The following is a 25,504-nucleotide window of genomic DNA, read 5'->3' on the forward strand; positions in this document are numbered from 1 at the left end:
GCGACGTGCTAGCTGTACTGACCCGAGAGGTTGGGTACGCGGCTGGCTGGTGGTTGTCCTCCGAGTGCTGTGTGACCGCGGTGGTGATTGTAGTGATGCAGCCAGATCGGGAACTGTGCGCAGCGTTCGGTATCGCTGGTGTAGAGCCGGTCGTAGGCCCATTCGTCGGCCAGGGTGCGGTGAACCCGTTCGACCTTGCCGTTGGTTTGCGGCCGATACGGCCGGGTTCGACGGTGGATGATCGATGGCCCGAATGCGCCGGCGGATACATGCGACTTGTAGCAGGAACCGTTGTCGGTCAATACTTTCCGCACGTCTATACCGCACTCGGCAAACCACTGCTGGGCACGCAGCCAGAACTCAGCGGCGGTCTCTTTGCGTTCATCGGTCAGGATCTCCGAGTACGCCAACCGTGAGTGGGCATCGATGGCGGTGTGCAGGAAGTGATAGCCGCGCACGGGGTTGCGGTACTTGTTCTGCTTCCCGCTGCTCTTGTCGGCTCGGCTGTTACGGCGTCCGGCGGTGCGGCCGAGTTTGCGCCAGCCACCGCCGGCAGGGATCTTGCCAAGTTTCTTGACGTCGACATGCACCAACTCACCCGGGTGATCAGCCGTAATACGGCGGATCACGCGCCCGGTCGGACGGTCCAGCCAGCGCAAACGAGCCAGGCCGTAGCGGGACAGCACCCGGTGCACAGTGGAAGGGTTCAGACCGAGTAGGTAGGCGATTCGGGCTGGTCCCCAGCGGCGTAGGACGCGGACTTTGATGATGCGTCGTTCGGTGCGGGTTGGTGTCCGATTGGGGCTGCAATGCGGGCGGGTGCTGCGATCGACCATCCCGGCCGGCCCGTGTTCGCGGTAGCGGCGGGCCCAGCGTTGGGCGGTGGTCGGGGCGACCTGAAAGCGTTCAGCGGCACGGCGAATCGACCAACCATCCTCCACGACATATCGAGCATGACGTAGGCGACGCAGTTCGGTCAGTGGGGCGTTACGGTGGGACACGAAGACCTCCGAGTGGTGCTTGCCTAGGCAGTTCGCACTTCACTCGGAGGTCTTCGTCATGTCATCCCGCCACGCCGTACCTAACGTCCGTGGTTAGTACAGCTAGCCACGATCATCGAGGTACACGCGTCGGTAACGAATGTGGTGTAGGCAAAGCCATGCCTGGCTGGTGCGTCACTATTTGATGTCGACGACTCACCTCATGCGTGCCGTCGGCTCGGGTGCCGCAGACGAACCGGGCGGACAGCTCGCGGGTGACGTCGACGTAGTTCATGGGATACTCGCGGGCGACGTGGGGTCGGAGCCTTGGACGAGATCACGTCCGGCGAGGTTGGTGGTGACGGCGGCGGCCAGGGTGCCGGCGGGGCGATGGCTGCGGAGACCTCGGTCGGACCGATCCCACCGATTGCCGATCGCGCCGGTGCCGCGTCGCGCTGTGTCGCGTTGCTTCCGTCGGCCATGACCGGCGGCTTGCCTTCGAACTCATCCCACGACGACACGCCGCCACTGGTGGCCGTCCACACAGCCCGCTTCGTCGCGGGGAGGCTCCCACCCGAGGTGCCCGAGGTGCCCGAGGTGCCCGAGGTGCCCGAGGTGCCCGAGGTCTTGCGGGTGCCGGGTCCGTTGACCCGGGGGCCCAGAGCATGACCAGAGCGCCCGACGCGTAGGCGGTGGAGGGCAACAACATCGGGTCATAAGCGCTCGCCGAGTGCCGACTTGGTCGGCACGGTCTGCGTCTCGGCGCATGACCGGACATGTCGAGTTCGGTGTCGACCAGATTGATCCAGCTCTGTGACGCGACTGATGCGTCGTAAACCCCGCCGGGCCGGGGCCTGACGGGGGGGGGAATGATGAGTGCCCCCACCAGGGCTCGAACCTGGGACCTGCGGATTAAAAGTCCGTAGCTCTACCAACTGAGCTATAGGGGCGTACCCCGGCGAGCCGGGGCGTCGATGAGTTTACAGCCTGTTGTGCGGGCCTGAACGGGGCCCTCCAGGCGTGTCGCGAGCTGGTGCCCAAAACGGCCGTTTTCTGCCCCTGACCACACGATTTGTGGTTTGCTCGAAACCTGTCATAAGCTATGCGAGCTCCCAGCGGAGAAGCGAGACCGGCCCCCTTCGTCTAGCGGCCTAGGACGCCGCCCTTTCAAGGCGGTAGCGCGGGTTCGAATCCCGTAGGGGGTACGCCTGGACGAAACTCGGCAACGAGGGTCGGACAGCATAATTTAACAAGGCCCTGTGGCGCAGTTGGTTAGCGCGCCGCCCTGTCACGGCGGAGGTCGCGGGTTCGAGTCCCGTCAGGGTCGCCAAGGTTTCGGTATCCACCGACACCGTCTGGCCAGGTAGCTCAGTTGGTACGAGCGTCCGCCTGAAAAGCGGAAGGTCGTCGGTTCGATCCCGACTCTGGCCACCACGATCAAAAACCTCCCGGTTCACCCGGGAGGTTTTTTCGTGTTCCGGCATCGGGGCCGGGGTGGGTGCCCACGGCGTGGGTCACTGGCCGATGGGGGGCCGGCTGTCGGTGCGGGTTCTCGGTGGTCTATCTGCCCAGTCCGTGATGGAGTCCGGCGACGTCCTCCCGGCTGACGGCGCTGCCTACGGTTGGTCCATCCGGGACGAGCCGCGTGGCCATCCAGCCGTTCTCCAACTATAGTTGTGTTACTCTAACTTTCGTTGGAGAAGGGGTTGGTCATGCAGCTCAACAAGCCGTTCGCCACGGTGACGCCGACCCTGGACGGCGACGTGCTCGCGGTTCTGGCGAGCGCTGATGTCACGTTCACGATCAGCCAGGTCCAGCGCATCCTCGGCACCGCATCAGGCGAAGGCATCCGCAAGGTCCTCAACCGGCTCAGCGCACAGGGCGTGGTGCTGCACGATGAAGTGGGTCGGACCCATACCTACCGCCTCAACACCGAGCATCTCGCGGCCCAGCCGATCATGGCGCTGTCGCGGCTGAACTCGACGTTCCTGCATCGCCTCGAACAGCATCTCACCGAGTGGGAGGGGTCGCTCCGGTACGCCGCGGTGTTCGGGTCGGCGGCGACCGGGCGGATGAGGCTGGACAGCGACATCGACGTGTTCCTGGTGCGCGCCACCGACTCTGAGGACGACGGGTGGGACCAGCGGGTCACCGAGCTCGCTCGTCTGGTCACCGCGTGGACTGGCAACGACGGCCGGATCATCGAGTACACGGAGGACGAGTTGCGCGCCGCGGTCGCCGCCGGTGAGCCTCTGCTCGACGACGTGTCGAAACAGGGCCTGACCGTTGCGGGGACACGGGCCTGGTTCACCGCGCAGCTGCGCCCGGCGAGGAGGTCCTGATGGCGGGACAGCGGAACTGTGACGCCGCGGTCACGGCCGGGCGAATGGCCAAGGCGACCGAGTTCTTCGCGGCCGCCGACCATCTCGGACCGGAGATGCCCAACGCAGCCGGGGACCTCTACGTGGATGCAGGTATCGCAGCCTCGGACGTGATCTGCTGCGTGCGGCTCGGCGTGCACTCCAACACCGGGAACCACAGCGAGGCCGTCGCGTTGCTCAAGCGGGCAGACAGGGGATCCGAGCGGTATCTGAACATCCTCCTCAACCTGAAGAACAAAGCGGCCTACACGCATCAGAACCTCGCCGCCGCGGAGTTGACGAAGATGAGCCGCGCGGCGGAGCACCTGCTCGAGGCAGCCAAGAAGGCCGTGGCCGCCCGCGGGTAGTTCGCTGTTCGTGTCGTGGGCGCGCGGGTGCGGACCCGCATGGCGACGCGGAGAGCTGGGATCTGGCTGGGACGAGGGGAATTGCCGCGCGGTAGGGGTTGTCACCGGTCGGAGCGGATCGCGGTGAGGCGCGCATCGAGCGCCGCGGCCACCGCGTCGAGCTCGCCGTCGAACAGGTCGGCATAGGTGTGGGCGGTCACCGTGATCGACGCGTGCCCCATCGCCACCTGCAGCAGACGCAGATCCGCGCCGGCCGCGCGGGCCAGACTCGCATAGGTGTGGCGCAGATCGTGCACCCGCAGTGCCGGGTAGCCCAGCGCGGTGACCTGCTCACGCCACCGCACCGCGCGCACCCAGTTCTCCCGGCTCAGCCGCGCCCCGCGCGGTGAGGTGACCGCCGGGGCGGTGCGGGCACGTCCACCGATCCGGGCGGCCAGCACCGCCACCACGGACCCCGGGATGGGCACGGTCCGCAGCCCGGCGCGGCTCTTCGGGGTGCCGGTCACCAGTCGCCCGCCGACCTGGGTCATCGACCGCCGCACCGAGATCCGGCGGCGGACCAGATCGACGTCGGCCACGTTCAGCCCGGTCAGCTCACCCCAGCGCAGCCCGGTGTAGGCCAGGATGCGCACGATGTCACCCTGCGCGCCGCACCGCCCGGCGAGCTCGTCGACCTCGGCGTGGGTGAGGTAGAGGTGCTCGGCCGGCACCAGCGGCGGAAACACCGTCACCTCGGCCGGGTTCTTCACCAGCAGACCCTCGAGCACGGCGTGCGCCAGGATCATCCGCAGCAGCGAATGCCGCCACCTTTTGGTGCGCGGCGCACAGTCCATCGCGTTCACCCACGTCTGGATCGACGCCCGGTCCACCCGGGTCACCGGCCACGCCCCGAACTGCGGCTGCACGTACAGCCGCCAGTTGTCCTCGAAACCCCGCCGGACCTTCGGGGTCACGTCCTGGCGGGTGGCCAGCCAGGACGCATAGACCGCGGCGACGGTGAACGCGTCGCCGCGATGCGGGTCGAACACCACACCCCGGTTGCGGGCGGCGATCACCTCGGCCTCGAAGGCCTGCGCCTCGCGCCGCGTGCCGAACGTCTTGCTCCGGGTCCGCCGGTCGGGCAGCCGCCACTGCACCCGCCAGCGCAGCTCACCCGACCCCGTCCGGTACTTGGTGATGCTCATCGGCGCCGACGAGCTCGTCGCAGCCGGTGCGGCCGCGGGGGTGTCGTCGCCGGTGCGCCGACAGTGTCCACGGCGGTGCCTCCCTCGGGGTCGGATGCGGGGTCGGGGGGTCGGGGGCACACCTCGCCCGCGGCGGGTGCGGCAGTGCCCGGCCCGTCGACGTCGTCGACAATGAGACGCGCCCGGCGGCCGTCCGGTTCCCATCACCGGAAGGCGGCACCCCGGCCGGGGAGGGATCTCCCACGGACGCCGCCTCGTACACGGCACAGACCCGTCGCCGTTTTTCACCGGCCGGAAGGTCCGGGTGGCCACATACTTCTCTGCATGAGAAATCGCGCCACGTCGGTGCTCATCCGCAGCGTCTACGGGACCGCGGCCGTCGAGTGGTTCCTGATCCTGGCGATCGGCACGATCCTCATCACCCGGCTGTACCTGCACCTGACCGGCTACCCGCAGATCGGTGGCGGCACCCTGCACATCGCCCACGCCCTGTGGGGTGGTGCGCTGATGATGCTGGCGCTGATCACCGGCTGGCTGTTCCTGGGCGCCACCGCGCGGGTGACGGCGGTGGTGTTGGGCGGCATCGGTTTCGGGCTGTTCCTCGACGAGGTCGGCAAGTTCGTCACTCGCGACAACGACTACTTCTACGGGCCGTCGGCGGAGATCATGTACGTCCTCGTCGTGCTGGTGTTGCTGATCAGCCGCATCGTCCGCGACTTCACCCCGCCGACCGGTGCCGAAGCCCTCGCCAACGCGGCCTCGATCGCCGCCGACGGCGTCGCCCACGGCCTGCCGGAGCGTCGTCGGCGACAGGCCGAGGAATTCCTCGAGATGGCCGCCGCCAAGGGCTTCGACGCCGCCACCGTCGACCAGGTGCGCGGCCTGCTCGACTCGAGCAAGGGCACACCGGACCGGCTGATGATCCTGCGGGACCGGGCCGTCGGCCTGATCCCCGACTTCTTCCGCAGTCCGCGCTGGGTGCCGGTCGTCGGCTGGAGCCTGGTGGCCTTCTCCACGGTCACCGTCGTCATCGGCGCGCTCAGCTTCGTGTTCACCAAGGACCGCTTCGACGACATCGACATCTACATCGAACTCGCCGACAACCGCATCGCCACCTGGATTCTGTTCCTCAGCGGCATCGCGACGCTGGCGCTGGCGTTGCCCGCCATGCTGGCCCGCCGGCGGGGGATGGCCGGGATCTGGCCGCTGCGCACCCTGCGCATCGCGTCGCTGGTGTTCATGCTGAGCAACGCCCTCGTCGACTTCGCGCTCGAAGGCTTCGGCGCGGTGCTCAACCTCGGCATCGGCCTATTCGCACTCAGTGTGGTCAGCTATCACCTCGGGCAGGCGGTCACGGCGTCGGACGGGAAACGTGATCAACTGAGGGTGTGACTCACCTCGAACGGGCCGTGGCGGCCGAGCGCGTCGAACGGTTCGCACCCCGCAGGGTCGACGTCCCGGGCGCGCGGCCGGCATCCGTGGTGCTGACGGTGGCCGAGAAAGACGGCAGGCAGGGGATCTGGCTGTGCAAACGGCCCCCGACCATGCGGCGCCACGCCGCCCAGTTCGCGCTGCCCGGCGGCCGGCTGGACCCGGGGGAGGACCACATCACCGCGGGACTGCGCGAGCTCGACGAGGAACTCGGGGTGCAGCTGCCGCCCAGCTCGGTGCTGGGCACCCTCGACGACTACCCGACGCGCTCGGGCTTCGTGATCACCCCCATCGTCTGCTGGGCCGAGGACTACCAGGAGCCCACGCCGAACCCCGCCGAGGTGGCGCAGCTGTTCTTCGTGACGTTCGCGGAACTCGCCGTGCAGCCCCGGTTCCTGACGATCCCGCAGTCGGAGCGCCCGGTGATCCAGCTGCCCATCGTCGAGGCGCTGGTGCACGCGCCCACCGCGGCGGTGATCTACCAGTTCGCCGAAGTCGTGCTGCGCGACCGCCACACCCGCGTCGACGAGTTCGAGCAGCCGGTATTCGCCTGGAAATAGACCCCTTCTGGGCCTTGTGACCGAATCGTACGGTCGTCCCACCGGATTGTGTCGTTCTCAGATACGTTCTGCGACAAGAATTTCCACCGATCAGACGACACGGATTCGGCTGGCGGGTCACTCGCCGGTTGGGCATGATTGCGGGCGTGACAGATGCCAACTCGTCGAACGCGGCGAACCCGCCCGTCGACGGCCGCTCACCGGACCGGGCTCCGGTACCGAGTGCGACGCCGCAACCGCCGGCGACCGAGCCGGCGAAGGTCGTGTACCGCTACGAGTACAACGACCCCTACGCGCCGATGTCCACGCGCAAGCAGGTGCTGCTGGGCTGCGCGATCTCGCTCGTCGTGATCGCCTTCATGGTGGCCGCGCTTCTCATCGGGCGCGGATAGTCCGGTCACAGTGCCGAGACCGGGGGCCGGGATCAGCTCCGGTGACTCACCGTTGACGTCCTAGGTGGGCACGACGCCGCGCCTCACGCGGTCAGGATCATGGGCGGTAGCGGTCGACCATGCCCGTCAGCCACTCGACACCCACGGGGTTGGCGCTGTGCACCCGCACGACCTCGGGCCATACCTCGTGCTCGCACATCCACAACACCACCGGACGCGTCGTGTCGTCGGCCCCCGAGGTCGTGATCGAGAGACGGCTCCGTCACGGCATGGTCGGTCAGCATGCCGATCGCCTCCGCGCTCGTCTTCGCCCACGCCCAACCGTCGGGAGGCGTGCGCAGATCATCGACCCACAGCTTCATGGCGGTCCATCCTCTCAGATGGCTGGTGCCGGCCGCTCGGCGTCGCGCGAGTGAGAGCCATCGACCCCGCCGGCGGTGGACGCTGCGCAAAATGGGGGCCGCAAACTCGACTTCCGCCATCGGGTGATGTGTCTCACACGAGAAAGTCGGCCCCGGGGAAAACCGGACCGAGGGCCGTTTACAGTGGCGATGGGTCGACCAGGCCCACGCGAACCAACCACCTCGCTCGTCTGGAAGGACGCAATCATGACCGCAGCCACCACCGTCAAGGCCCCGATCCCCGCCGGCACCTGGAACATCGACGCCGTCCACTCGGCCGTCGGTTTCTCCGTCAAGCACCTCATGGTCAGCAAGGTGCGCGGCACCTTCGACACCTTCTCCGGCACCATCACCGTCGCCGAGGACGGCACCCCGGCCGTGCAGGCCGAGATCGACGTGACCTCGATCAACACCAACAACGAGCAGCGCGACGGCCACATCAAGTCGGCCGACTTCTTCGACGCCGAGCAGTTCCCCACGGCCACCTTCGTCTCCACCGGCGTGCGCGCCAAGGGCGACGACTACATCCTCGACGGCGACTTCACCCTCAAGGGCGTCACCAAGCCGGTCAGCCTCGAGCTCGAGTACAACGGCACCAACCCGGGCATGGGCCAGGGCGTCGTCGCCGGATTCGACGCCAAGACCGTCATCAACCGCAAGGACTTCGGCATCGACATCGAGATGCCCCTCGAAGGTGGCGGCGTCGTCGTCGGCGACAAGATCACCATCACCCTCGAGATCGAGGCTCTCCAGGCCTGATCTCCCGCACACCCCCGACCGGACTCGACACCCCTGAGTCCGGACGGTGCACGGACCGGCATCCACGCATCCCCCGCGTGGGTGCCGGTCTGTTCTCACCCGCCCGGTCGACAAGGGACTTTTGATGTGTCCTCGGTTACACCCGCTTCGGTAGGCTGCCAGTATCGCCTTCAGGCAGGAGAAGCCCATGGGACGCAGGCGCCGCACCCGCCGTGGCGTGCCGTGGACGCGACTGAGACACCGCACCTCCGGGATGCTGTGGGGACTGCCCACGGTTCCGAGCCCCAAGACGTGGGCTCGCGTCGGCCCGGAGATGCGGGCCCGCATCGCCCGCCACGCGACCGTCACGGCGATGACCGGTGTCGTCGCCAGTAACGCGCTGATCGGCGTCGAGACCTTCCTCCTCGTCCAGCTGGCCTTCAACGGCGGGCAACTCACCTTCGCCGAAACGCTCGGCGCCCCCAACTTCCCGGCCGTCGTCGGCGCGATCATCACCGGCCTGCTGGTCAACCTGCTGCTCGGACTGCTGGTCTTCCGACCCCAGCTGCACTGGTTCATCAGCTGCCGGCCCGCCGACCATGCGCGTCGACGCTCGGTGCAACGAATACCCGGATTCCAGCTGCTCGTCACCGTGGTCGCGTGGTTCGGCGCCGCGCTGTTCTATGTGCTCGTCGCCGACGACCTCACCGTCGCGACCGTCGCCGGCGTCGCGGTGGCGTTCAGCCTCGCCGGCATGTCGAGTGCCTGCCTGACCTATCTGTTCGTCGAACGCGCCGCCCGACCGCTGGCCATCGTCGTCCTCGAGGACTTCCCGGCCAACCACGTCATGAACGGCGTCCGGATCCGGCTGCTCGCGGTGTGGGCGGTGAGTTCGGCGGTGCCGATGATCGGGCTGCTGACCGTCAACGCCGGCCGCTTCACCGGGATGCTGCCCGAGGTCTACGGCGCCGTCGACTGGACCACCGTCGTGCTCACCATCGTCGGACTCCTCGCCGGGGCCCGCGTCATCGTCCTGGTCGGACAGGCCATCACCGACCCGCTGACCGAGATGCGCCAAGCCGTCCACCGCGTCGACCACGGCGACTACAACGCCCGCGTCCCCGTCTACGACTCGTCGGAACTCGGTGTGCTGCAACACGGATTCAACGTGATGGTGCAGGGACTCGCCGAACGCGACCGGATGCGGGAGATCTTCGCCCGCCACGTCGGCGACACCGTCGCCGAACTCGCCATCAGCGACGGCGTCGGCATGCATGGCACCAACACCGAGGTGGGCGTCCTGTTCGTCGACATCGTCGGCTCGACGCGGCTGTCCCAGGACCGTAGTCCCGACGACGTCGCCGAACTGCTCAACGCGTTCTTCAGCATCGTCTTCGACGTCGTCGACCAGCACTCCGGCTTCGTCAACAAATTCGAGGGCGACGCCGCGCTCGCCGTCTTCGGGGCGCCCGTCGAACTCGACGACCCGGCCGGGCACGCGCTCGCCGCCGCCCGCGACCTCGCCGACCGCCTCGCCAAGAGCCTCGACATCCGGTGGGGGATCGGCGTCTCCTTCGGCGAGGTCTTCGCCGGCAACATCGGCGCCGAACGACGCTACGAATACACCGTCATCGGCGACCCGGTGAACGAATCCGCCCGCCTGTCCGACATGGCCAAGACCGGTCGCGTCCCCGCCCTGGCCAGCGGCGCCGCCCTCGACGCGGCCGGCGCGGAAGCCGACGAATGGGAACTCCTCGGCAGCCGCATCATGCGCGGCCGAACCCAGCCCACCGAGTTCTACGCCCCCACCGACCTCGTCGAACGACTCGGCTCGTCGCGCAACCTGATCGCCGAACTGCTTCGCCCGGCACGACGCATCGTCGGCGCCAGTCCACTGCGGCTGACGACGTTCTTCGGCGGGTGAGCACCGGAACGTCGGGACTGTCTGCTCGAGATGACTCGCCGTGTTCTGTTGGTTGAGCCGGTAGTGAGCGAAGCGAGTCACCGCGTCCTGCGGGTCGAGCGGAGCGAGCCACCGCGTCCTGCGGGTTGAGCCGGTAGCGAGCGAAGCGAGCCACGCGTCCTGCAGGTTGAGCCGGTAGCGAGCGAAGCGAGCCACCGCGTCGAAACCCCCCGGTCGCTCGAGACGGATCGTTGACGCCGTCCTACGTCGTCAATAGCGTGGGCCGCAGGATCGCGGTGACGACGCCGGGGCCACACACCACCCAGGGGGTTGCGATGAACGATTGGACGTCAGCGAACATTCCGGATCAGACAGGCCGCACCGTCGTGGTGACCGGCGCCAACAGCGGCCTCGGGGCCGAGACGGCCAAAGCGCTCGTCGCCGCCGGCGCGCACGTCATCCTGGCCTGCCGCAACACCACCAAGGCCGACGCCGTCGCGTCGAAGCTGGGACCCAACGCGACGGTCGCCGAACTCGACCTCGCCGACCTCGCCTCGGTCCGCTCCTTCGCATCGAGCTTCACCGGCGCCGACGTCCTCATCAACAACGCCGGACTCATGGCCGTACCGCTGCGGCGCACCGCCGACGGCTTCGAGATGCAGATCGGCACCAACCACCTCGGTCACTTCGCCCTCACCGCGCTGCTGCTGCCGAAGATCACCGACCGCGTCGTCACCGTGTCGTCGGGCGTGCACCAGATCGGGAGGATCCAACTCGACGACCTGAACTGGGAACAGCGCCGCTACCGCCGCTGGCAGGCCTACGGCGACTCCAAACTGGCCAATCTCATGTTCGGGCTCGAGCTCGCCAAACGACTCAAGGACGCCGGCTCGTCGAAGCAGTCGTTCATCGCCCACCCCGGTTATGCCGCAACGGAATTGCAGGGCCGCAGCGAGAACTTCACCGACGTCGTGGCGAAGCTGGGCAACAAGCTGCCGATCGCGCAGTCCGCCGCCGACGGGGCGTTGCCGCAGCTGTACGCCGCCACCATGTCGGGACTCGAATCCGGCACGTACTTCGGTCCGACCAAATTCTTCGGCCTCCACGGCGCGCCCGGACGGAACAAGTACAAGAAGGTCGCCGACGACGAGTCGTTCCGTGCGCGGCTCTGGGCCGAATCCGAACGTCTCACCGGGGAGAAGTTCGACGTGTCGGCGGGGTGAGTGCCGCAGCTCCTCACATACAGTGCGGGCTCAGTGCTGGAAACCAGCACTCAGCCCGCATTGTGCTACGTCCCCGGTCGAGGGATCACTCGACCGAGAACGCGATGCTGTTCGATGCGCCCGAGATCAGGTCGGTGACGCGGATGGTGAAGTTGCCGCCGCCCTTGAAGAAGTAGGACTTCACCGCGGTGCAGTCCTGCGTCTTGTACAGCGCCGCTTCCTTGGGCACCTTCGGTCCGGCGAGGCGGACCTCCATGCGGCACTCGTTGCCGTCGACGATGGGGCCGGAGGCGATGATCGAGTTCCAGCGCACGCCGAGGCGTGAGTTCTTCGCGAAGGTGCCCGGCGTCGTCTCCTTGGCGCCCTTCGGGTTGTAGGCCCAGACGTTGATCGACTTCACGCCGTTCGGCGCGCCCGCGCGGCCGAGCTTGCCGTAGTGGGTGACCTTGTCGCCCGACGACCCCAGCGCGGCGCTTCCGGAGTCCAGGCTGCCGCTGGCGCTGCCGAACAGGTCGTCGACCGGGTTGGCCGTCGCCGGGGCGATCGGGATCAGCATGGCGGCAGCAACCAACAAACCGGCGACACCGGAGCGCTTCATCGAGTTTCCCCCTCGTGATTTATAACGAAACGATTTAAGCATCGTCGCCGCAACTGTGCTGTGTCCCACTTCACACCCCGGGGCGCGGGTGTTCTCTGGGGGCAACAGGCCGATCGCGCAGCGAGCGATACGGCGGCCGAGGGGCGGACCGTCCGACGATGTGAGTGGCGGGTCGCGGACGAGTAGAGTTCCGCGGGTTCACCACCCCGATACAGAGGAGTCCGCGGTGCGGAAGTCCGCGCAGACCGCCCCCGACGCGGTGTCACCGGCCACCATCTCGCCGGCCGACCGCCAGTCCGTCCTGCTGACGCTGCGCTCACCGAGTCGGCTGCGCACCGAGGTCCTCGCCGGACTCGTCGTCGCGCTGGCCCTGATCCCCGAGGCGATCTCGTTCTCGATCATCGCCGGCGTCGACCCGCGGGTCGGCCTGTTCGCGTCGTTCACGATGGCGGTGACCATCGCGATCGTCGGCGGACGACCCGCGATGATCTCGGCCGCGACCGGTGCGGTCGCGCTGGTCGTCGCACCGCTCGTCGAGAGTCACGGCCTGCAGTACCTGATCGCCGCGGTGCTGCTCGGGGGCATCTTCCAGGTCCTGCTGGGTGCGCTCGGGGTCGCCAAGCTGATGCGATTCATCCCGCGCAGTGTGATGGTCGGCTTCGTCAACGCGCTGGCCATCCTCATCTTCTCCGCGCAGGTGCCGCATCTGCTGGGCGTGCCGTGGCTGGTGTACCCGATGGTGACCGCCGGTATCGCGATCATCGTCTGGTTCCCGCGCCTGACGACCGTGGTGCCGGCGCCGCTGGTCGCCATCGTGCTGCTGACCGGGGTGACCCTGATCGCGAGCCTGAACGTGCCGAATGTCGGTGACGAGGGCGAACTCCCGGACAGCCTGCCGACGCTGCTGGTGCCCGACGTGCCGTTCACCTGGGAGACCTTCACCGTCATCGCGCCGTACGCGCTCGCCATCGCCGTCGTCGGTCTCCTCGAGTCGCTGATGACCGCGAAACTCGTCGACGACATCACCGACACCCACTCCAACAAGTCCCGCGAAGCCGTCGGGCAGGGAGTCGCCAATCTGGTCACCGGCCTCTTCGGCGGCATGGGCGGCTGCGCGATGATCGGCCAGACGATGATCAACGTCAAGGAATCCCGTGCGCGCACGCGCATCTCGACGTTCCTGGCCGGCGTCTTCCTGCTGATACTCGTTGTGGGACTGGGCGATGTGGTCGCCAAGATCCCGATGGCCGCGCTGGTCGCGGTGATGATCATGGTGTCGGTCGGCACCTTCGACTGGCACAGCATCAACCCGAAGACGTTGCGCCGCATGCCGAAGTCGGAAACCGTCGTGATGCTGGCGACGGTCGCGGTGACGGTCGCGACGTCGAATCTGGCGTACGGCGTCGTCGTCGGCGTGCTGACCGCGTCGGTGCTGTTCGCGCGTCGCGTCGCGCATATGACGGAGGTGGTCGAGGTCGCCGGACCTGACGCCAACACGCGCGTGTACAAGGTCCGGGGCGAACTGTTCTTCGCCTCGAGCAACGACCTCGTCTACCAGTTCGACTACACCGCCGGCGAATCCAACGTCGTCATCGACCTCAGCGACTCGCACGTCTGGGACGCGTCGTCGGTGGCGACCCTCGACGCGATCACCACCAAGTACGAGGCCAAGGGCAAGGACGTCACGATCGTCGGGCTCAACGACGCCAGCGCCGAACGGCACGGCCGGTTGAGCGGGCACCTCGGCGGGGAGTAGCGCGGTGTCGTGCCGGTTCCTACTGCTGGGCTGAGCCGGTACCGAGCGCAGCGAGGCACCGCGTCGAAGCCACCCGCAAGCCGACATCGAACCCGCTGGGGATCGAGCTACTACCTGTGGATACGACAGTGCCGCAGGCCTCGCCATCGTCCACAGTCGATCCATGTCCGGCTTCGTCTACATCCTCGAGTGCGCCGACGGCAGTCTGTATGTCGGCAGCACGCGCAACGTCGAGCACCGCGTCAACCAGCACATGAGTGGGAAAGGTTCGAGGTACACGCGCTCACGGCTTCCTGTTCGTCTCGTCTATCAAAGAGAGTTCCCGCATATCGGTGAGGCGCATGCGGCCGAACGCCGCCTGCACGGTTGGTCGCGTGCAAAGCGTCGTGCGCTCGTCGAAGGGAGAATGGATCTGCTGCCCGGCCTTGCGATGAAGGGTGGGCAGCGGAGGCTCGTGATCGACCCATGAGGGTGGCGGTGCGGGGGCTTCGACGCGGTGCCTCGCTGCGCTCGGTACCGGCTCAGCCGGCGGTGGGCAGCCGTCAGCCGGCGGGCATCGGGGCAACGATTGAACCCCAATGCTCGAACGTGCGTTCGATCCGGGTGTATGGTGGCGACATGTCCATCGGCATCCAGGGCTCGTTGTTCGCCGAGGTCGCCGCAGAAACGGCGCTCGGCGACCTGTCGACTTCGATGACGCGGCGTCCACTCACCGACGGTGCGTGGGTGGACCTGTGCCCGGGGTGGATCGGCGGGCCGGACGAACTCTTCGACCGCCTCCGCGAGAACGTCCCCTGGCGGGCCGAACGGCGTCAGATGTACGACCGTGTCGTCGACGTCCCGCGGCTGGTCTCGATCTACCAGAAGGACGATCCGTTTCCCGACGGGCTGATCACCGACATGCGGGCCGCGTTGAGCCGCCACTACCGGGACGAGCTGCCCGAGGGGTTCGCGACCGCCGGCATCAGCCTCTACCGCGACGGCAACGACTCGGTCGCCTGGCACGGTGACCGCATCGGCCGGGCGTCGACCCACGACACGATGGTGGCGATCGTCTCCTTGGGAGCCCCGCGCCCACTGATGCTGCGCCCGCGAGGCGGTGGCAAGTCGCTGAAGTTCACCCTGTCGTCGGGCGACCTGCTGGTCATGGGCGGCAGCTGCCAGCGCACCTGGGAACACGCGGTACCCAAGGTGCGCGGCGTCGGCGCCCGGATCAGCATCCAGCTGCGGCCGCCCGGGGTGTGGTGAGCGAGCCAGTCCTGGGCGTCGAGCGGTGGTCGGGTGGTTGCTCGTTTCGACGCGGTGGCTCGCTGGCGCTCGCTACCGGCTCAACGAGCGGGGGTGGTGGCTCGCTGGCGCTCGCTACCGGCTCAACGAGCGGGGGTGGTCGCTCGTTTCGACGCGGTGGCTCGCTGGCGCTCGCTACCGGCTCAACGAGCGGGGGTGGTCGCTCGTTTCGACGCGGTGGCTCGCTGGCGCTCGCTACCGGCTCAACGAGCGGGGGGCGGTGGCTCGCTACCGGCTCGACGAGCGGGGTCGCGAGCTCAGCCGGCGTTCGAGATCGGCGTGATCGGCAACCGCAGGGCGGCGGGTGCGTACTCGGGGACCGTGGGACGGACCGGCGGCACCGGGGCGACCGGCTCATACGACGCACCGAGCTCCGGCCGCGGATCGGCCTCACCGGCGTTGGGCCACATGGCGAGTGCGCGTTCGGCCTGCGCGGTGATCGTCAGCGACGGATTCACGCCGAGGTTCGCAGACACCGTCGAACCGTCGACGATGTGCAGGCCCGGGTGGTTGAACACACGGTGATACGGGTCCACGACGCCGTCGGCGGCGGACCGTCCGATCGAGCAACCGCCCAGGAAATGCGCGGTCATCGGGATGTTCAGCCAGTCGACGATGGAACCGCCGGCGTCGCCGTCGATCTCGTCGGCCATCTTGCGGACCGCCTCGTGGCCGACGGGGATCCAGGTCGGCGGGGGCTCGCCGGCACCCTGCTTGCTGCGCAACATCGGTCCGAAACGTCCTCGGCGGGCGAACAATTCGAGGGAGTTGTCGGCGGTCTGCATCACCAGCGCGATGATCGTGCGTTCCGACCATCGTCGCACCGACAGGCCCCGCAACGTGACGAGCGGGTGCTTGATCATCTCGACCAGAGCCGCCAGCGGACGAGGCAGACGGCTGTCGCCATCGATCAGCATCGCCTGCAACAGTCCGATCAGGTTGCTGCCCTTGCCATAACGCACCGGCTCGATGGGCGTGTTCGTTCGGGTGGAACGACGACGTGATCGCCACACCCTCGGTGTAGTCGACCTTCAGGTCGGTGGCGGTCGCGGCCAGGACGGCCTCGGAGTTGGTGCGGACCACCTTGCCCAGACGCGACGACAGCCCGGGAAGGGTTCCGCTCTGCTGCATGTCCAGCAGAAGCTTGTTGGTGCCGTAGGTGCCGGCGGCGAAGACGACGTGGTCGGCGGTGAACGACCGGCGACCACGACGCGACCGGCGTCGACCCGTCCGATGCGCCCCGACCGTGTGCCCGCCTCCGGAACGCGGGCGGACGGTGTCGACGGTGGTCAGCGGAATGACCGTCGCTCCCGCCTGCTCGGCGAGATACAGGTAGTTCTTGACCAGCGTGTTCTTCGCGCCGACCGGGCAGCCGGTCATGCAGGCGCCGCAGTCGGTGCAGCCGGTACGGGCCGGGCCGGCACCGCCGAAGTACGGGTCCTCGACGGTCTTGCCCGGCTCACCGAAGAAGACGCCGACAGGGGTGTGGACGAACGTGTCGCCGACGCCCATGTCCTCGGCGACCTTGCGGATCACCCGGTCGGCCGGCGTGACCTTCGGGTAGGTGGTCACGCCGAGCATGCGTGACGCCTGGTCGTAGTAGGGGTCGAGTTCGGCGGCCCAGTCGGTGATCCGGCCCCAGTGCGGGTCGTCGAAGAAGGCGGGGAGCGGCCGGTAGAGCGTGTTCGCGTAGTTGAGCGAGCCTCCGCCCACACCCGCACCGGCCATGACCAGCACGTCGCGCAGGAGATGCATGCGCTGCACGCCGAACATACCGAGTGCCGGTGCCCACACGTAATCCCGGAGGCGCCAACTGGTCTTGGGGAGGTCGGCGTCGGTGAAACGACGACCCGACTCGATGACCGCGACGCGATAACCCTTCTCCGTCAACCGGAGTGCGGCCACCGAACCGCCGAAACCGGAACCGATGACGATGGCGTCGTAGTGGTCGACGTCATGACGAACGGCGTCACGAACACGGGAGCGGGTCACTGGGCGAGGGTCCTCTCGGGATCGGTGTCGATTGCGGTGGTCTCAACGGCTTCGGCGACGGCCGGGACGGCGTCGTCGAAGCGGTGGTCGGCGGCCTCGAAGGATGCCATCTGCCGACGGAAGTCACTGGTGAACTTGGGCCACATCACCGAGTTGCGTCCGGTGGAGTCGAGGTACCAGCTCGAGCAACCGCCCGAATTCCACACCGTGCGTTCGAGTTCGGGGTCCAGGTCGGCGTTGTAGGAGTCCTGCGCGGCCTGGGTGACCTCGAAGGTCGAGTGTCCGGACCGGGTGACCTCGGCGATCGTCTTCGACATGTAGTACGCCTGTGGTTCGAGCATCAGCACGATCGAGCTGTGGCCCAGGTTGGTGTTGGGGCCGTACAGGAAGAACAGATTCGGGAAGCCGTGGACCTCGACGCCGCGGTATGCGCGCGGCGAGCCCTGCCACGTCTCCGCCAGGGTGCGTCCGTCGCGCCCGGTGACGACCTTCGCGATGGGCGGTTCGGTGGGGGTGAATCCGGTGGCGAAGATGACGGTGTCGACCTCGTGCTCGCGGCCCTGATCGTCGACGGCGCCGTTCGCGGTGAGGCGGGTGATGGCGCCGGTCACGGTGGCGTTGTCCCGCTGCAGGGCGGGGAACCACTTGTTGGTCAACAGCATCCGCTTGCAGCCGATGGTGTAGTCGGGGGTGAGGCGCTTGCGCAGGGCACGGTCGCGGACCTGAACGCGGAGCTGTGCCAGGGCAAGGGTTTTCGCGATCGGCAGCAGCTTGGGGTTGCGCGCCATCATCAGCACGTAGGCCTCGCGGTAGGCCCACACCATGCGTCGGACCAGGCGATGGACGCCGGGGACGCGCTTGTAGACGGCGCGTTCCATCGGGCCGATGTTGCGGTCGAGGCGTGGCACGACCCAGGCGGGGGTGCGCTGGAAGACGGTGAGATGTCCGACGGCGTCGACGATCTCGGGCACGATCTGGATCGCCGACGCGCCGGTGCCGACGATCGCGACCTTACGTCCGCGCAGGTCGTGGGTGTGGTCCCAGTGGGCGGAGTGGAACATCGTGCCGGTGAACCCGTCGGCGCCCGGCACCTCGGGTAGTCCCGGCTCGGACAGCGCGCCCGGCGCGGCGACGAGGAAGCGGGTGCGGATCCGGCCGGTGGTCGTGTCGACGACCCACTCCTGCGCGGCACCGTCCCAGCGGGCCGCGGTCAGCGCGCAGTCGTAGCGGATCTGGTCCTCGTAATCGGCGGCGACGGAACGCAAATAGTTGTGGATCTCGTGGCGTCGACCGTAGGTGTGCGACCAGTCCGGGTTCGGGGCGAACGACAGCGAGTACAGCGAGGTCGGGACGTCGCAGGCGGCACCCGGGTAGTCGTTCTCGCGCCAGACCCCGCCGGCGCCGCCGGCGCGCTCGATGGCGAGCGTCTGCAGCCCGGGATGGTCCTTGCGCAGCCGGTGAAGTGCGGCGAGGCCGCCGAATCCGACGCCGACGACGAGAACGTCGACGCGTTCGGGGAGCGAACTGAGTTCAGTCATGGGTCAACAGGTCCTTCCAGACGGGCAGAAGACGGTCGAGGTAGTCGCGGTCGGCGGCGGGGGATCGCAGGATGCGCGACACCGCGAGGCCGCGTGCGAGTTCGATGGACAGTTCGAGTTCCTGCGGGGTGTACCGGTCGCCGAACAGCTCGGCGCAACCCACGGCGAGGGCGTCGGAGACCCGCTGTTCGAGCGGGATGAGGGCGGTGCGCAGGCCGACGTCACAGCGGGCGGCCACCCAGAGCTCCAGGGCGGCGTCGAACAGCGGTCCGCTGAACGCCTCGATCAGGACTTCGAGTCCCTCCTCACCCGTACGCGGGCGGGACAGGACCTCCTCGAGACGACGGTCGACGAGGTGTGCGACGGCCGCGACCACCAGCGATTCCCGGGTGGGGAAGTGGTGCAGCAGTGCGCCGCGGGAGACGCCTGCGCGCCGGTTGACCTCCTGGGTGGTGGTGGCCGCGTAGCCGACCTCGACCAGCGCTTCGACCGCGGCGTCGAGGACCCGGGTGCGGGTCGCCGCGGTGCGTTCGGCCTGGGTTCGCCGACGCGGAGTGCTGGTGGGCTCGGTCACAGTGGTGAGCGTAACACACAAACAGTCCGGACTGCTTGTAAGTGGGGTGGGGGGTTTCGACGCGGCGCCTCGCTGCGCTCGGTGCCGGCTCAACCGGCGGAGGGGGCGGGTGTCTCGCGTCGTGAGGTGCCGGTTCAACCGGCGGAGGGGGTTTCGACGCGGCGCCTCGCTGCGCTCGGTGCCGGCTCAACCGGCGGAGGGGGCGGTGCCGGCTCAACCGGCGGAGGGGGTTTCGACGCAGCGCCTCGCTGCGCTCGGTGCCGGCTCAACCGGCGGAGGGGGCGGTGCCGGCTCAACCGGCGGAGGGGGCGGTGCCGGCTCAACCGGCGCAGGCAGCGAAAAGTCTAGTGATAAATAACTGATTCTCAGATATAGTTGTCAGGAGTTCGCGACCGGACGGTCACCGTCCCCCTGAGCTCGGGCCGGGAGTCGGTATGTGTGCCCGACTCCCGGCCCGATACCCCGGTCTCAGGCCGAGGCCGGCGAACTGTGCACGAATCGGGTGCGGATCGCCTCGAGGTCGGCGTCGTCGAGTTCGAGGCCGCGGGTCAGGTAACCGTCGAGACCGCCGTAGGAGTCGTCGGCCGCTTCGTACGCGACATCGAGATACCTGCTGTCGCAGGAGAAGGCGGGCTCGTAGGCGGGCACACGTTCGGAGCCGAGGTTCTCGAGGATCGAATCCAGGGTGGCCTGTCTGCTGGTGACCGCATAGGTGTCGGTCAGCAGGTAGTCCTCCAGCATCACCTCGCGGTCGACGCCGGCGATGTGGTGGAGGAGTACGGCGGCCCAGCCGGTCCGGTCTTTGCCGGCGGCGCAATGGAACAGCTGGGGGCCGTCGGTACGCGCGATCGTCCGCAGCAGGCTGGCGAAGCCCGCCCGGCAGGCCGGGTCCGTCACGAAGGTCTGATAGTTCACCAGCATCGCCTGGTAGGTCTGTGCCGCGGTCATCAGCGAGGAGACCTCGGACTCGGGGATGCCGGGAACCGGGTGGTGGTGCCACCGGGCGCCGCGGATCTCGACGTTCGGATGCCTGGCGACCTCGTTGGGTTGGCGCAGATCGTGGATGGCGGTCAGGCCGAACGTGGCCATGGTGGCCAGATCGTCGGCGTCGAGTTCGAGGCGGTTGGAACGGAACAGGACCCCGCGCCGTAACCGGCCACCGGCCGCGGCGTAGCCGTCGCCGGTCCCCGCGAGGTCGCGGAAGTTGTCGGCGGAGAGCAGCCGGGGGAGTGCGGCGACGGCTTCGGGTGTCGGAGTTGCCTGGTGCGTCGTCGGTGTGAACCGTCCTTCGTCTGGGGGTCGAGGTCGTCCGCGAGAACGCCGGCGAGTTCTGTCCACTGGGACAGGGGTGCATCGCTGGAATCGCTGAGTACGTGCAGGGCCAGGTGATCGGCGCCGGCGTCGCGCTGCTGCCTCATCCGCTCCCTGATCTGGTCCGGGTCGGGGCCGGCGACCAGTGCGTCGACGAGCCGGTCGCTGCCCCCGCCGGAGAAATCCCCGTCGTCGAATCCCATGGCTCGCAGATTCTTCTGGTATCCCGGAAGGAGCAGGTAGTTCCCGAGATTGGCCCGTCCGAGACGGCGGCGATCGGCCGCGTCGCCGGTGGTGACGACCTTGACCTCGGTGGCCAGCGTCGCGGTCGATCCGAGCATTCGCGCTGGCGGGCGGTGCGTTCGGGGGTCACGAGCTGGGTGATCGCCCCGTGGGTGCGTCGACCGGCGAGCTCGAGCATCTTGGGACCGTTCGCGCCGATCATGCACGGGATCGGCTGCAGTCGACTCGCCTCGAGAGTGTCAAGGTAATTCTCGAGCAGGGACAACGGATTACGGTAACTGCCTGGCGGCGCCATCGACGGATGGCTGACGCCGACGCCCAACACCATCCGGTTCGTGGGGTCGTCCCACGTGCGGGCGAGGTCGGCGGCCGCCAGGTCCCAGATGCTCAATACCGCGGTGGCGGTGACGATCTCGGTGGTGGCCGCGGTGATCTCGGTGAGGGCGGAGAGGTCCCCTCGTACGTCGGCGAGCCACAGCGTCTGGAATGACGCGCGTTCGGCGCATCGCCCGGTGTCGGCCGCTCCGCTACGCCGCGCGCGGCCGAGACTGGTGAATACTCCGGTGGAACCGACTCTCGCAGAAGGCATGCCATTAGTCTAGTACTAGACTAATGGCTTTACCAGTGTCGTTCTCAGGCGTCCCCGGCCGAGTGGCGCATCGCGGTCAGTGCGGCACGGAGCTGTTCGACGTCCTGGATGGTGCTGCCTTTCATCCCGAAGTCGATGGCCGTCAGGGCGCGGGTGGCCTCGTCGACCTTCGTGCGGCCCGCCTTGGTGATCGTGACACAGGTCGCGCGCCGGTCCGTCGGATGGGGGCTGCGCTCGAGGAGGTCACGCGCCTCGAGGCGGTCGGTGGCCAGGGTGGCCGTGGTCGCGTGGACGAGGAGGTTGCGGGCCAGGCTCGAGATCAGGCGGGTGCCGGTCTCCGACAGCTGCAACGTCATCAGCAGCAGATAGTCGGTCATGTTCAGGCCGTGGGCCTTGAGCTCGGAATCGACGGAATCGGCGACGATGCGCTGGTAACGCAACAGGGACGTCATGGCGAGAAAGCGCTGCTCGTCGCCGTCGAGTCCCTGTTGCTCCCAGTAGTGTTTGGCCCAATCGACCGGATCGGTGATGTCAGGCATTCTCTTTGCGCGTGCCACGTGTTCCCCTCAACCGATATGCGGTGATCCTGTAGAAATGAGATTGCTCAATTGTATATAACTCTATGGATGCACCGTAGGGGAACGCCGATCGCCTACAGTGTGACCTTCACCGCGTCGACCTTCACCGCGTGACGCGATCGCATCGCCTTCTTGTCCAGCTTCCCCACGGCTGTGCGCGGTAGGGAGTCGGTCAGATGGATTTCCTTGGGAATCTTGTAACCGGCCAGGAGGGCTCGACCACGGGTCGCGATGTCGGCGGGGTCCGGCGGCTTCGCACTGTCGGCCGGCACGATGAGTGCGACCAGCCGCTCGCCCATCGCCTCGTCGGGAATCCCGAAGCAGGCGACGTCGGCAACCTCGGGCAGGGTGCAGAGCGCCTGCTCGACCTCCGCCGGATAGATGTTGACTCCGCCCGACACCACCATGTCCGACAACCGGTCGGTGATCCAGACGTAACCGTCGGCATCCATGCGACCGATCTCGCCGAGGGTGAACTCGTTGCCGCTACGCACGCCGGAGGTGTAGCTGATCCCGTGCCCCGAGGTGTCCCGGAACCACAGGGGCCCTTCGGTACCGGGTGGTGCGGGGTTGCCGTGCTCGTCGGCGATGTAGGCCTCGAACGGAGGCACCGCCCGTCCCACCGAGCCGGGGCGGTCGAGCCAGTCCTGTGCGCTGATCATGCAGGTGGTGCCGACCTCGCTGGCGCCGTAGCTGTAATGACCAGGGACGTTGTGGACGGTGTGGCGCCAGTGAATAGGTGAGGACCTCCGGTATCGGTGTGGTTACCACAACACACGCCGCTACCAAGAGGTCCTCATGTCCCACGCTAATGCCTTACTGACCCCAAAGGGGCGTCTGAAACTCGCTTCGGTGATCATCGATGAGGGCTGGTCGATCCGCCGAGCCGCCGAACGGTTCCAGTGCTCGCCCACCACAGCCAAGAAATGGGCCGACCGCTATCGGGACGGCGGGCCCGCGGCGATGGCTGATCGATCCAGCCGACCCCACCGCAGCCCCAATCGGACCCCCACACGCTGCGAACGGCGAATCATCAACCTGCGCTTCACCCGCCGCTGGGGACCACACCGCATCGCCTACCACCTCCAACTGCCCTGCAGCACCGTCGGAGCGGTGTTACGCCGGTATCAGATGCCGCTGCTACGGCATCTCGACCACAACACGGGCTTGGTCGTCCGCCGGCCTCGACCACGCCGTTACGAGCATCCAGAGCCCGGCGACATGATCCACGTCGATATCAAGAAACTCGGCCGGATCCCCAACGGCGGCGGACACCGCAAACTCGGACGCACGATCGGTAACCGCAACGACAAGAAGAACGGTCGTGGCTACGCCTTCGTTCATCACGCCGTCTGATGACCACACCCGACTGGCCTACTCCGAGATCCTCGGCGACGAACGTAAAGAGACCGCCGCCGGATTCTGGTCGCGTGCGAACGCCTACTTCAACAGTCACGGAGTCACCGTCAAACAGGTACTCACCGACAACGGATCCTGCTACCGCTCACACCTTTTCAAGCAAACCCTGGGTCCCGAGATCACGCACAAACGTACCCGTCCGTACCGACCACAAACCAATGGCAAAGTCGAACGATTCAACCGGACGCTGAACCAGGAATGGGCCTACGCCCAGACCTACCTGTCAGACGAGGCCCGCGCCCAGACCTACCAGGACTGGGTTCATCACTACAATCACCACAGACCCGGCGGATTCAACTGGTCGTCGCAACACCATGATCATGGAGGTGTTCGCGGTGGCTACGGCGGACTGGAGTTGGAAGACCAGCGATGTGGCGGTAGGTGTTCGTCGGCAGTGGCGTGCTGATCGTGCACTTCGGCCGGCGATGCGATCGCCGGGGCGGCCGGAGCCGTCGCGGCAGGTGCAACGTGAGTTTTGGCGGGTGGTCGCGACGGGGGTGAGCACGGCGCAGGCATCGATCGCTGTCGGTGTGTCGGTGCCGGTGGGTACACGCTGGTTCCGCCACGCTGGCGGCATGAGGCCGCTGAGTCTGGATGAGCCTTCGGGCCGCTATCTATCGTTCGCCGAACGGGAAGAGATCGCGCTGCTACGCGCCCAGGATCGTGGGGTGCGTGAGATCGCACGGCGGATCGGGCGCAGTCCGGCCACGATCTCACGTAGAGCTACGGCGCAACGCCGCAACCAGGAGCGGGAAGCTCGAGTATCGGGCGTTGGTGGCGCAGTGGAAAGCCCAGCAGGCCGCCAAGCGCCCAAAAACAGCGAAGCTCGTGGCCCACGTCGAGTTGCGGGCTCGGCCGCCTGGTCAACGAGCGGCGCACCCTGCTCGACGCGCTTCTGGGATTGGACTATGCGCCCCGCTATCTGCTCGGCGCGCTGGACAAGGCATTCGAGGTGGACCGGTGAACACGCGCGCCCTGCACCCGCTCGACGAGACCCTGATGCATCAGGTGCCGTGGCCGTTCGGGTTCGCCGGCACCTCCGACCCGCGGTTCTACGACCGATATTGGTTTGCCGGCGTCGATCCCGCCGGCGACGCCGGGTTCATCTCCGGCATGGCCCTGTACAAGAACATCGGGTCTGCGACGGGTACGGAGCGGTCCAGCGCGGCGGTCGTCAGTTCAACTCGCGATGGTCGAGACCACTGACCACCGCGACCGCGCAGTCCGCCGTCGGTGACCTCGCGGTGGCGATCCTCGAGCCGTATCGCACGGTTCGGGTCGCGTGGTCCGGTGACAGCACCCCGCTGGCCGCCGACCTGGTGTTCACCTCCGCATTCGACCCGTACACCGAAGAGCATTACCTCGACGCGAGTACCGGCCGGGTCACCCAGGAGATCACCCGCTACAACCAGATCGGCCGCTGGGACGGATGGCTGTCGATCGACGGTGTCCGCATCAGCGTCGACGACTGGTGGGCGGTGCGCGATCATTCCTGGGGAGTGCGTCCGGGCGTCGGCGGTATCGACCGTTCGGTGGCCGATCCGGCGGCCCGTACCGCGGCGCCGATGATGCACACGGTGCTGTACGCGGCGACCGCCGACTTCTGTGTCTGTGTGTCCAGGCGAGAGAACCAGCGCGGCACGGTGACCTACCTCGACGGCGAGGTCATCGGCGTCGACGGCCGGCATTCGACCGTCGTGATCGCCGATGTGACAACGGAGTTCGTGCCGGGGACGAGAACCTATCGGTCGGTGCGGCTCGAGGTGGAGACCGATGCGGGTGCCCGCCACGACATCGTGGCCACTCCGTTGCTGGACCCGTGGGCCTATGCCGGCACCGGGTACGACGGAGGCTACCGGGATGGCCGCGGCCTCGGGGTGCCGCGCGGCGACCTCGTCGAACACGACGTCTACGAACTGGTTCCACCCGAAGCCGTACTGCTCGACGGTGATCCGACCCCGAGTGGCCACCGCGAACAGTTCGCGAAGATCGTCGTCGACGGTGTCACCACCACCGGGTACTGCACGGTCATGGCGCGCGGCTCGCTGCCGCATCGCGGGATCGGCTGATCGGAGAAGA

At 67.6% G+C, this 25,504-nt stretch carries 22 protein-coding genes, 4 tRNA genes and 4 pseudogenes; 18 read left to right on the top strand and 12 right to left on the bottom strand.

Features of this window, described 5'->3' with window-relative positions:
- Positions 1-8: 8 nt before the first annotated feature.
- The gene (locus IHQ52_RS08775; RefSeq protein ID WP_238064186.1) at positions 9-1,001 is read right to left on the bottom strand and encodes an IS481 family transposase; all 993 of its coding nucleotides are present in this window, start codon (positions 999-1,001) and stop codon (positions 9-11) included.
- 306 nt (positions 1,002-1,307) lie between these two features.
- On the opposite strand from IHQ52_RS08775, the gene IHQ52_RS08780 reads away from it, so the two are divergent.
- Positions 1,308-1,649 carry a hypothetical protein gene (locus tag IHQ52_RS08780; protein WP_238064187.1) on the top strand — a complete coding sequence of 114 codons (342 nt, stop codon included), beginning with the start codon at positions 1,308-1,310 and terminating at the stop codon, positions 1,647-1,649.
- A gap of 208 nt (positions 1,650-1,857) precedes the next feature.
- Here IHQ52_RS08780 and IHQ52_RS08785 read toward each other — a convergent pair.
- Positions 1,858-1,930, bottom strand: a tRNA-Lys gene (locus IHQ52_RS08785).
- A gap of 182 nt (positions 1,931-2,112) precedes the next feature.
- Between IHQ52_RS08785 and IHQ52_RS08790 the strand changes: the two genes are divergently transcribed.
- The 5 genes from IHQ52_RS08790 (at position 2,113) to IHQ52_RS08810 (ending at position 3,708) form a co-directional block, all read left to right on the top strand.
- Positions 2,113-2,185: transfer RNA gene (locus IHQ52_RS08790), tRNA-Glu, on the top strand.
- 48 nt (positions 2,186-2,233) lie between these two features.
- Positions 2,234-2,310, top strand: a tRNA-Asp gene (locus IHQ52_RS08795).
- 27 nt (positions 2,311-2,337) lie between these two features.
- Positions 2,338-2,414 (top strand) — tRNA-Phe (locus tag IHQ52_RS08800).
- A gap of 278 nt (positions 2,415-2,692) precedes the next feature.
- The gene (locus IHQ52_RS08805; RefSeq protein WP_024498627.1) at positions 2,693-3,322 is read left to right on the top strand and encodes a nucleotidyltransferase domain-containing protein; all 630 of its coding nucleotides are present in this window, start codon (positions 2,693-2,695) and stop codon (positions 3,320-3,322) included.
- The gene (locus tag IHQ52_RS08810; protein WP_024498628.1) at positions 3,322-3,708 is read left to right on the top strand and encodes a hypothetical protein; all 387 of its coding nucleotides are present in this window, start codon (positions 3,322-3,324) and stop codon (positions 3,706-3,708) included. Before IHQ52_RS08805 ends, IHQ52_RS08810 begins: the two co-directional genes overlap by 1 nt.
- Positions 3,709-3,809: 101 nt before the next feature.
- Here the strand turns inward: IHQ52_RS08810 and IHQ52_RS08815 are convergent, their stop codons facing one another.
- Entirely contained in the window at positions 3,810-4,892 is a 1,083-nt protein-coding gene (locus tag IHQ52_RS08815) for a tyrosine-type recombinase/integrase (RefSeq protein WP_024498629.1), read from the bottom strand.
- A 345-nt stretch (positions 4,893-5,237) separates the two neighbouring features.
- Here IHQ52_RS08815 and IHQ52_RS08820 point away from each other — a divergent pair, with 345 nt between their 5' ends.
- The 3 genes from IHQ52_RS08820 (at position 5,238) to IHQ52_RS08830 (ending at position 7,275) form a co-directional block, all read left to right on the top strand.
- A complete protein-coding gene (locus tag IHQ52_RS08820; protein ID WP_006435402.1) occupies positions 5,238-6,284 on the top strand; it encodes a hypothetical protein in 1,047 nt (348 codons plus the stop codon).
- Positions 6,281-6,883 (top strand): NUDIX hydrolase, encoded by a 603-nt coding sequence (locus IHQ52_RS08825; protein WP_024498630.1) that lies wholly within the window; start codon positions 6,281-6,283, stop codon positions 6,881-6,883. Before IHQ52_RS08820 ends, IHQ52_RS08825 begins: the two co-directional genes overlap by 4 nt.
- Positions 6,884-7,029: 146 nt before the next feature.
- Positions 7,030-7,275, top strand: a complete 246-nt coding sequence (locus IHQ52_RS08830) for a hypothetical protein (RefSeq protein WP_238064188.1) — start codon at positions 7,030-7,032, stop codon at positions 7,273-7,275.
- Between the two features lie 97 nt (positions 7,276-7,372).
- Here the strand turns inward: IHQ52_RS08830 and IHQ52_RS23770 are convergent.
- Positions 7,373-7,757: pseudogene (locus IHQ52_RS23770) on the bottom strand (cyclic-phosphate processing receiver domain-containing protein).
- Positions 7,758-7,883: 126 nt separating this feature from the next.
- On the opposite strand from IHQ52_RS23770, the gene IHQ52_RS08835 reads away from it, so the two are divergent.
- The 3 genes from IHQ52_RS08835 (at position 7,884) to IHQ52_RS08845 (ending at position 11,540) form a co-directional block, all read left to right on the top strand.
- On the top strand, positions 7,884-8,435 hold the full coding sequence (locus IHQ52_RS08835; protein WP_006435405.1) for a YceI family protein: 552 nt from the start codon (positions 7,884-7,886) through the stop codon (positions 8,433-8,435).
- 187 nt (positions 8,436-8,622) lie between these two features.
- Entirely contained in the window at positions 8,623-10,338 is a 1,716-nt protein-coding gene (locus tag IHQ52_RS08840; RefSeq protein WP_159406162.1) for an adenylate/guanylate cyclase domain-containing protein, read from the top strand.
- A gap of 314 nt (positions 10,339-10,652) precedes the next feature.
- Positions 10,653-11,540: an oxidoreductase gene (locus IHQ52_RS08845; RefSeq protein ID WP_006435407.1), complete on the top strand. Its 888-nt coding sequence runs from the start codon at positions 10,653-10,655 to the stop codon at positions 11,538-11,540.
- Between the two features lie 85 nt (positions 11,541-11,625).
- Here IHQ52_RS08845 and IHQ52_RS08850 read toward each other — a convergent pair whose 3' ends face one another.
- Entirely contained in the window at positions 11,626-12,138 is a 513-nt protein-coding gene (locus IHQ52_RS08850) for a hypothetical protein (RefSeq protein WP_006435408.1), read from the bottom strand.
- A gap of 226 nt (positions 12,139-12,364) precedes the next feature.
- Between IHQ52_RS08850 and IHQ52_RS08855 the strand changes: the two genes are divergently transcribed.
- The 3 genes from IHQ52_RS08855 to IHQ52_RS08865 all read left to right on the top strand — a co-directional run bounded on the left by IHQ52_RS08855 (position 12,365) and on the right by IHQ52_RS08865 (position 15,142).
- Complete coding sequence (locus IHQ52_RS08855; RefSeq protein WP_394854780.1) at positions 12,365-13,894, top strand: SulP family inorganic anion transporter; 1,530 nt, start codon at positions 12,365-12,367, stop codon at positions 13,892-13,894.
- A 163-nt stretch (positions 13,895-14,057) separates the two neighbouring features.
- Positions 14,058-14,363 carry a GIY-YIG nuclease family protein gene (locus IHQ52_RS08860; protein WP_238064189.1) on the top strand — a complete coding sequence of 102 codons (306 nt, stop codon included), beginning with the start codon at positions 14,058-14,060 and terminating at the stop codon, positions 14,361-14,363.
- Positions 14,364-14,512: 149 nt separating this feature from the next.
- A complete protein-coding gene (locus tag IHQ52_RS08865) occupies positions 14,513-15,142 on the top strand; it encodes an alpha-ketoglutarate-dependent dioxygenase AlkB (RefSeq protein WP_006435411.1) in 630 nt (209 codons plus the stop codon).
- Positions 15,143-15,438: 296 nt separating this feature from the next.
- Here IHQ52_RS08865 and IHQ52_RS08870 read toward each other — a convergent pair.
- From IHQ52_RS08870 to IHQ52_RS08900, 7 genes and pseudogenes are all read right to left on the bottom strand, one after another.
- A pseudogene (locus IHQ52_RS08870) lies at positions 15,439-17,173 on the bottom strand (GMC oxidoreductase).
- Positions 17,170-18,711, bottom strand: coding sequence for a flavin-containing monooxygenase (locus tag IHQ52_RS08875; RefSeq protein ID WP_024498638.1), 1,542 nt, complete (start codon positions 18,709-18,711; stop codon positions 17,170-17,172). Before IHQ52_RS08875 ends, IHQ52_RS08870 begins: the two are co-directional and overlap by 4 nt.
- Positions 18,704-19,285, bottom strand: coding sequence for a TetR/AcrR family transcriptional regulator (locus IHQ52_RS08880; RefSeq protein WP_159406164.1), 582 nt, complete (start codon positions 19,283-19,285; stop codon positions 18,704-18,706). Before IHQ52_RS08880 ends, IHQ52_RS08875 begins: the two co-directional genes overlap by 8 nt.
- Positions 19,286-19,753: 468 nt before the next feature.
- Positions 19,754-20,623: a tyrosine-protein phosphatase gene (locus IHQ52_RS08885; protein ID WP_024498639.1), complete on the bottom strand. Its 870-nt coding sequence runs from the start codon at positions 20,621-20,623 to the stop codon at positions 19,754-19,756.
- Positions 20,624-20,699: 76 nt separating this feature from the next.
- Positions 20,700-21,428 (bottom strand): LLM class oxidoreductase, encoded by a 729-nt coding sequence (locus tag IHQ52_RS08890; protein WP_238064190.1) that lies wholly within the window; start codon positions 21,426-21,428, stop codon positions 20,700-20,702.
- A gap of 44 nt (positions 21,429-21,472) precedes the next feature.
- Positions 21,473-21,967, bottom strand: a complete 495-nt coding sequence (locus IHQ52_RS08895; protein ID WP_051349605.1) for a MarR family winged helix-turn-helix transcriptional regulator — start codon at positions 21,965-21,967, stop codon at positions 21,473-21,475.
- Between the two features lie 113 nt (positions 21,968-22,080).
- On the bottom strand, positions 22,081-22,668 hold the full coding sequence (locus tag IHQ52_RS08900) for a class I adenylate-forming enzyme family protein (protein WP_006435423.1): 588 nt from the start codon (positions 22,666-22,668) through the stop codon (positions 22,081-22,083).
- A 136-nt stretch (positions 22,669-22,804) separates the two neighbouring features.
- Between IHQ52_RS08900 and IHQ52_RS08905 the strand changes: the two are divergent.
- From IHQ52_RS08905 to IHQ52_RS08920, 3 genes and pseudogenes are all read left to right on the top strand, one after another.
- Positions 22,805-23,831, top strand: a pseudogene (locus IHQ52_RS08905) (IS481 family transposase).
- A pseudogene (locus IHQ52_RS08910) lies at positions 23,746-24,257 on the top strand (transposase); the annotation flags it as partial. The pseudogenes IHQ52_RS08905 and IHQ52_RS08910, both read left to right, overlap by 86 nt.
- A 76-nt stretch (positions 24,258-24,333) precedes the next feature.
- Positions 24,334-25,494, top strand: coding sequence for an Rv3169 family protein (locus IHQ52_RS08920; protein WP_477190250.1), 1,161 nt, complete (start codon positions 24,334-24,336; stop codon positions 25,492-25,494).
- Positions 25,495-25,504 lie beyond the last annotated feature (10 nt).

Source organism: Gordonia amicalis, assembly GCF_022059885.1.
GTDB classification, from domain to species: Bacteria; Actinomycetota; Actinomycetes; order Mycobacteriales; family Mycobacteriaceae; genus Gordonia; species Gordonia amicalis.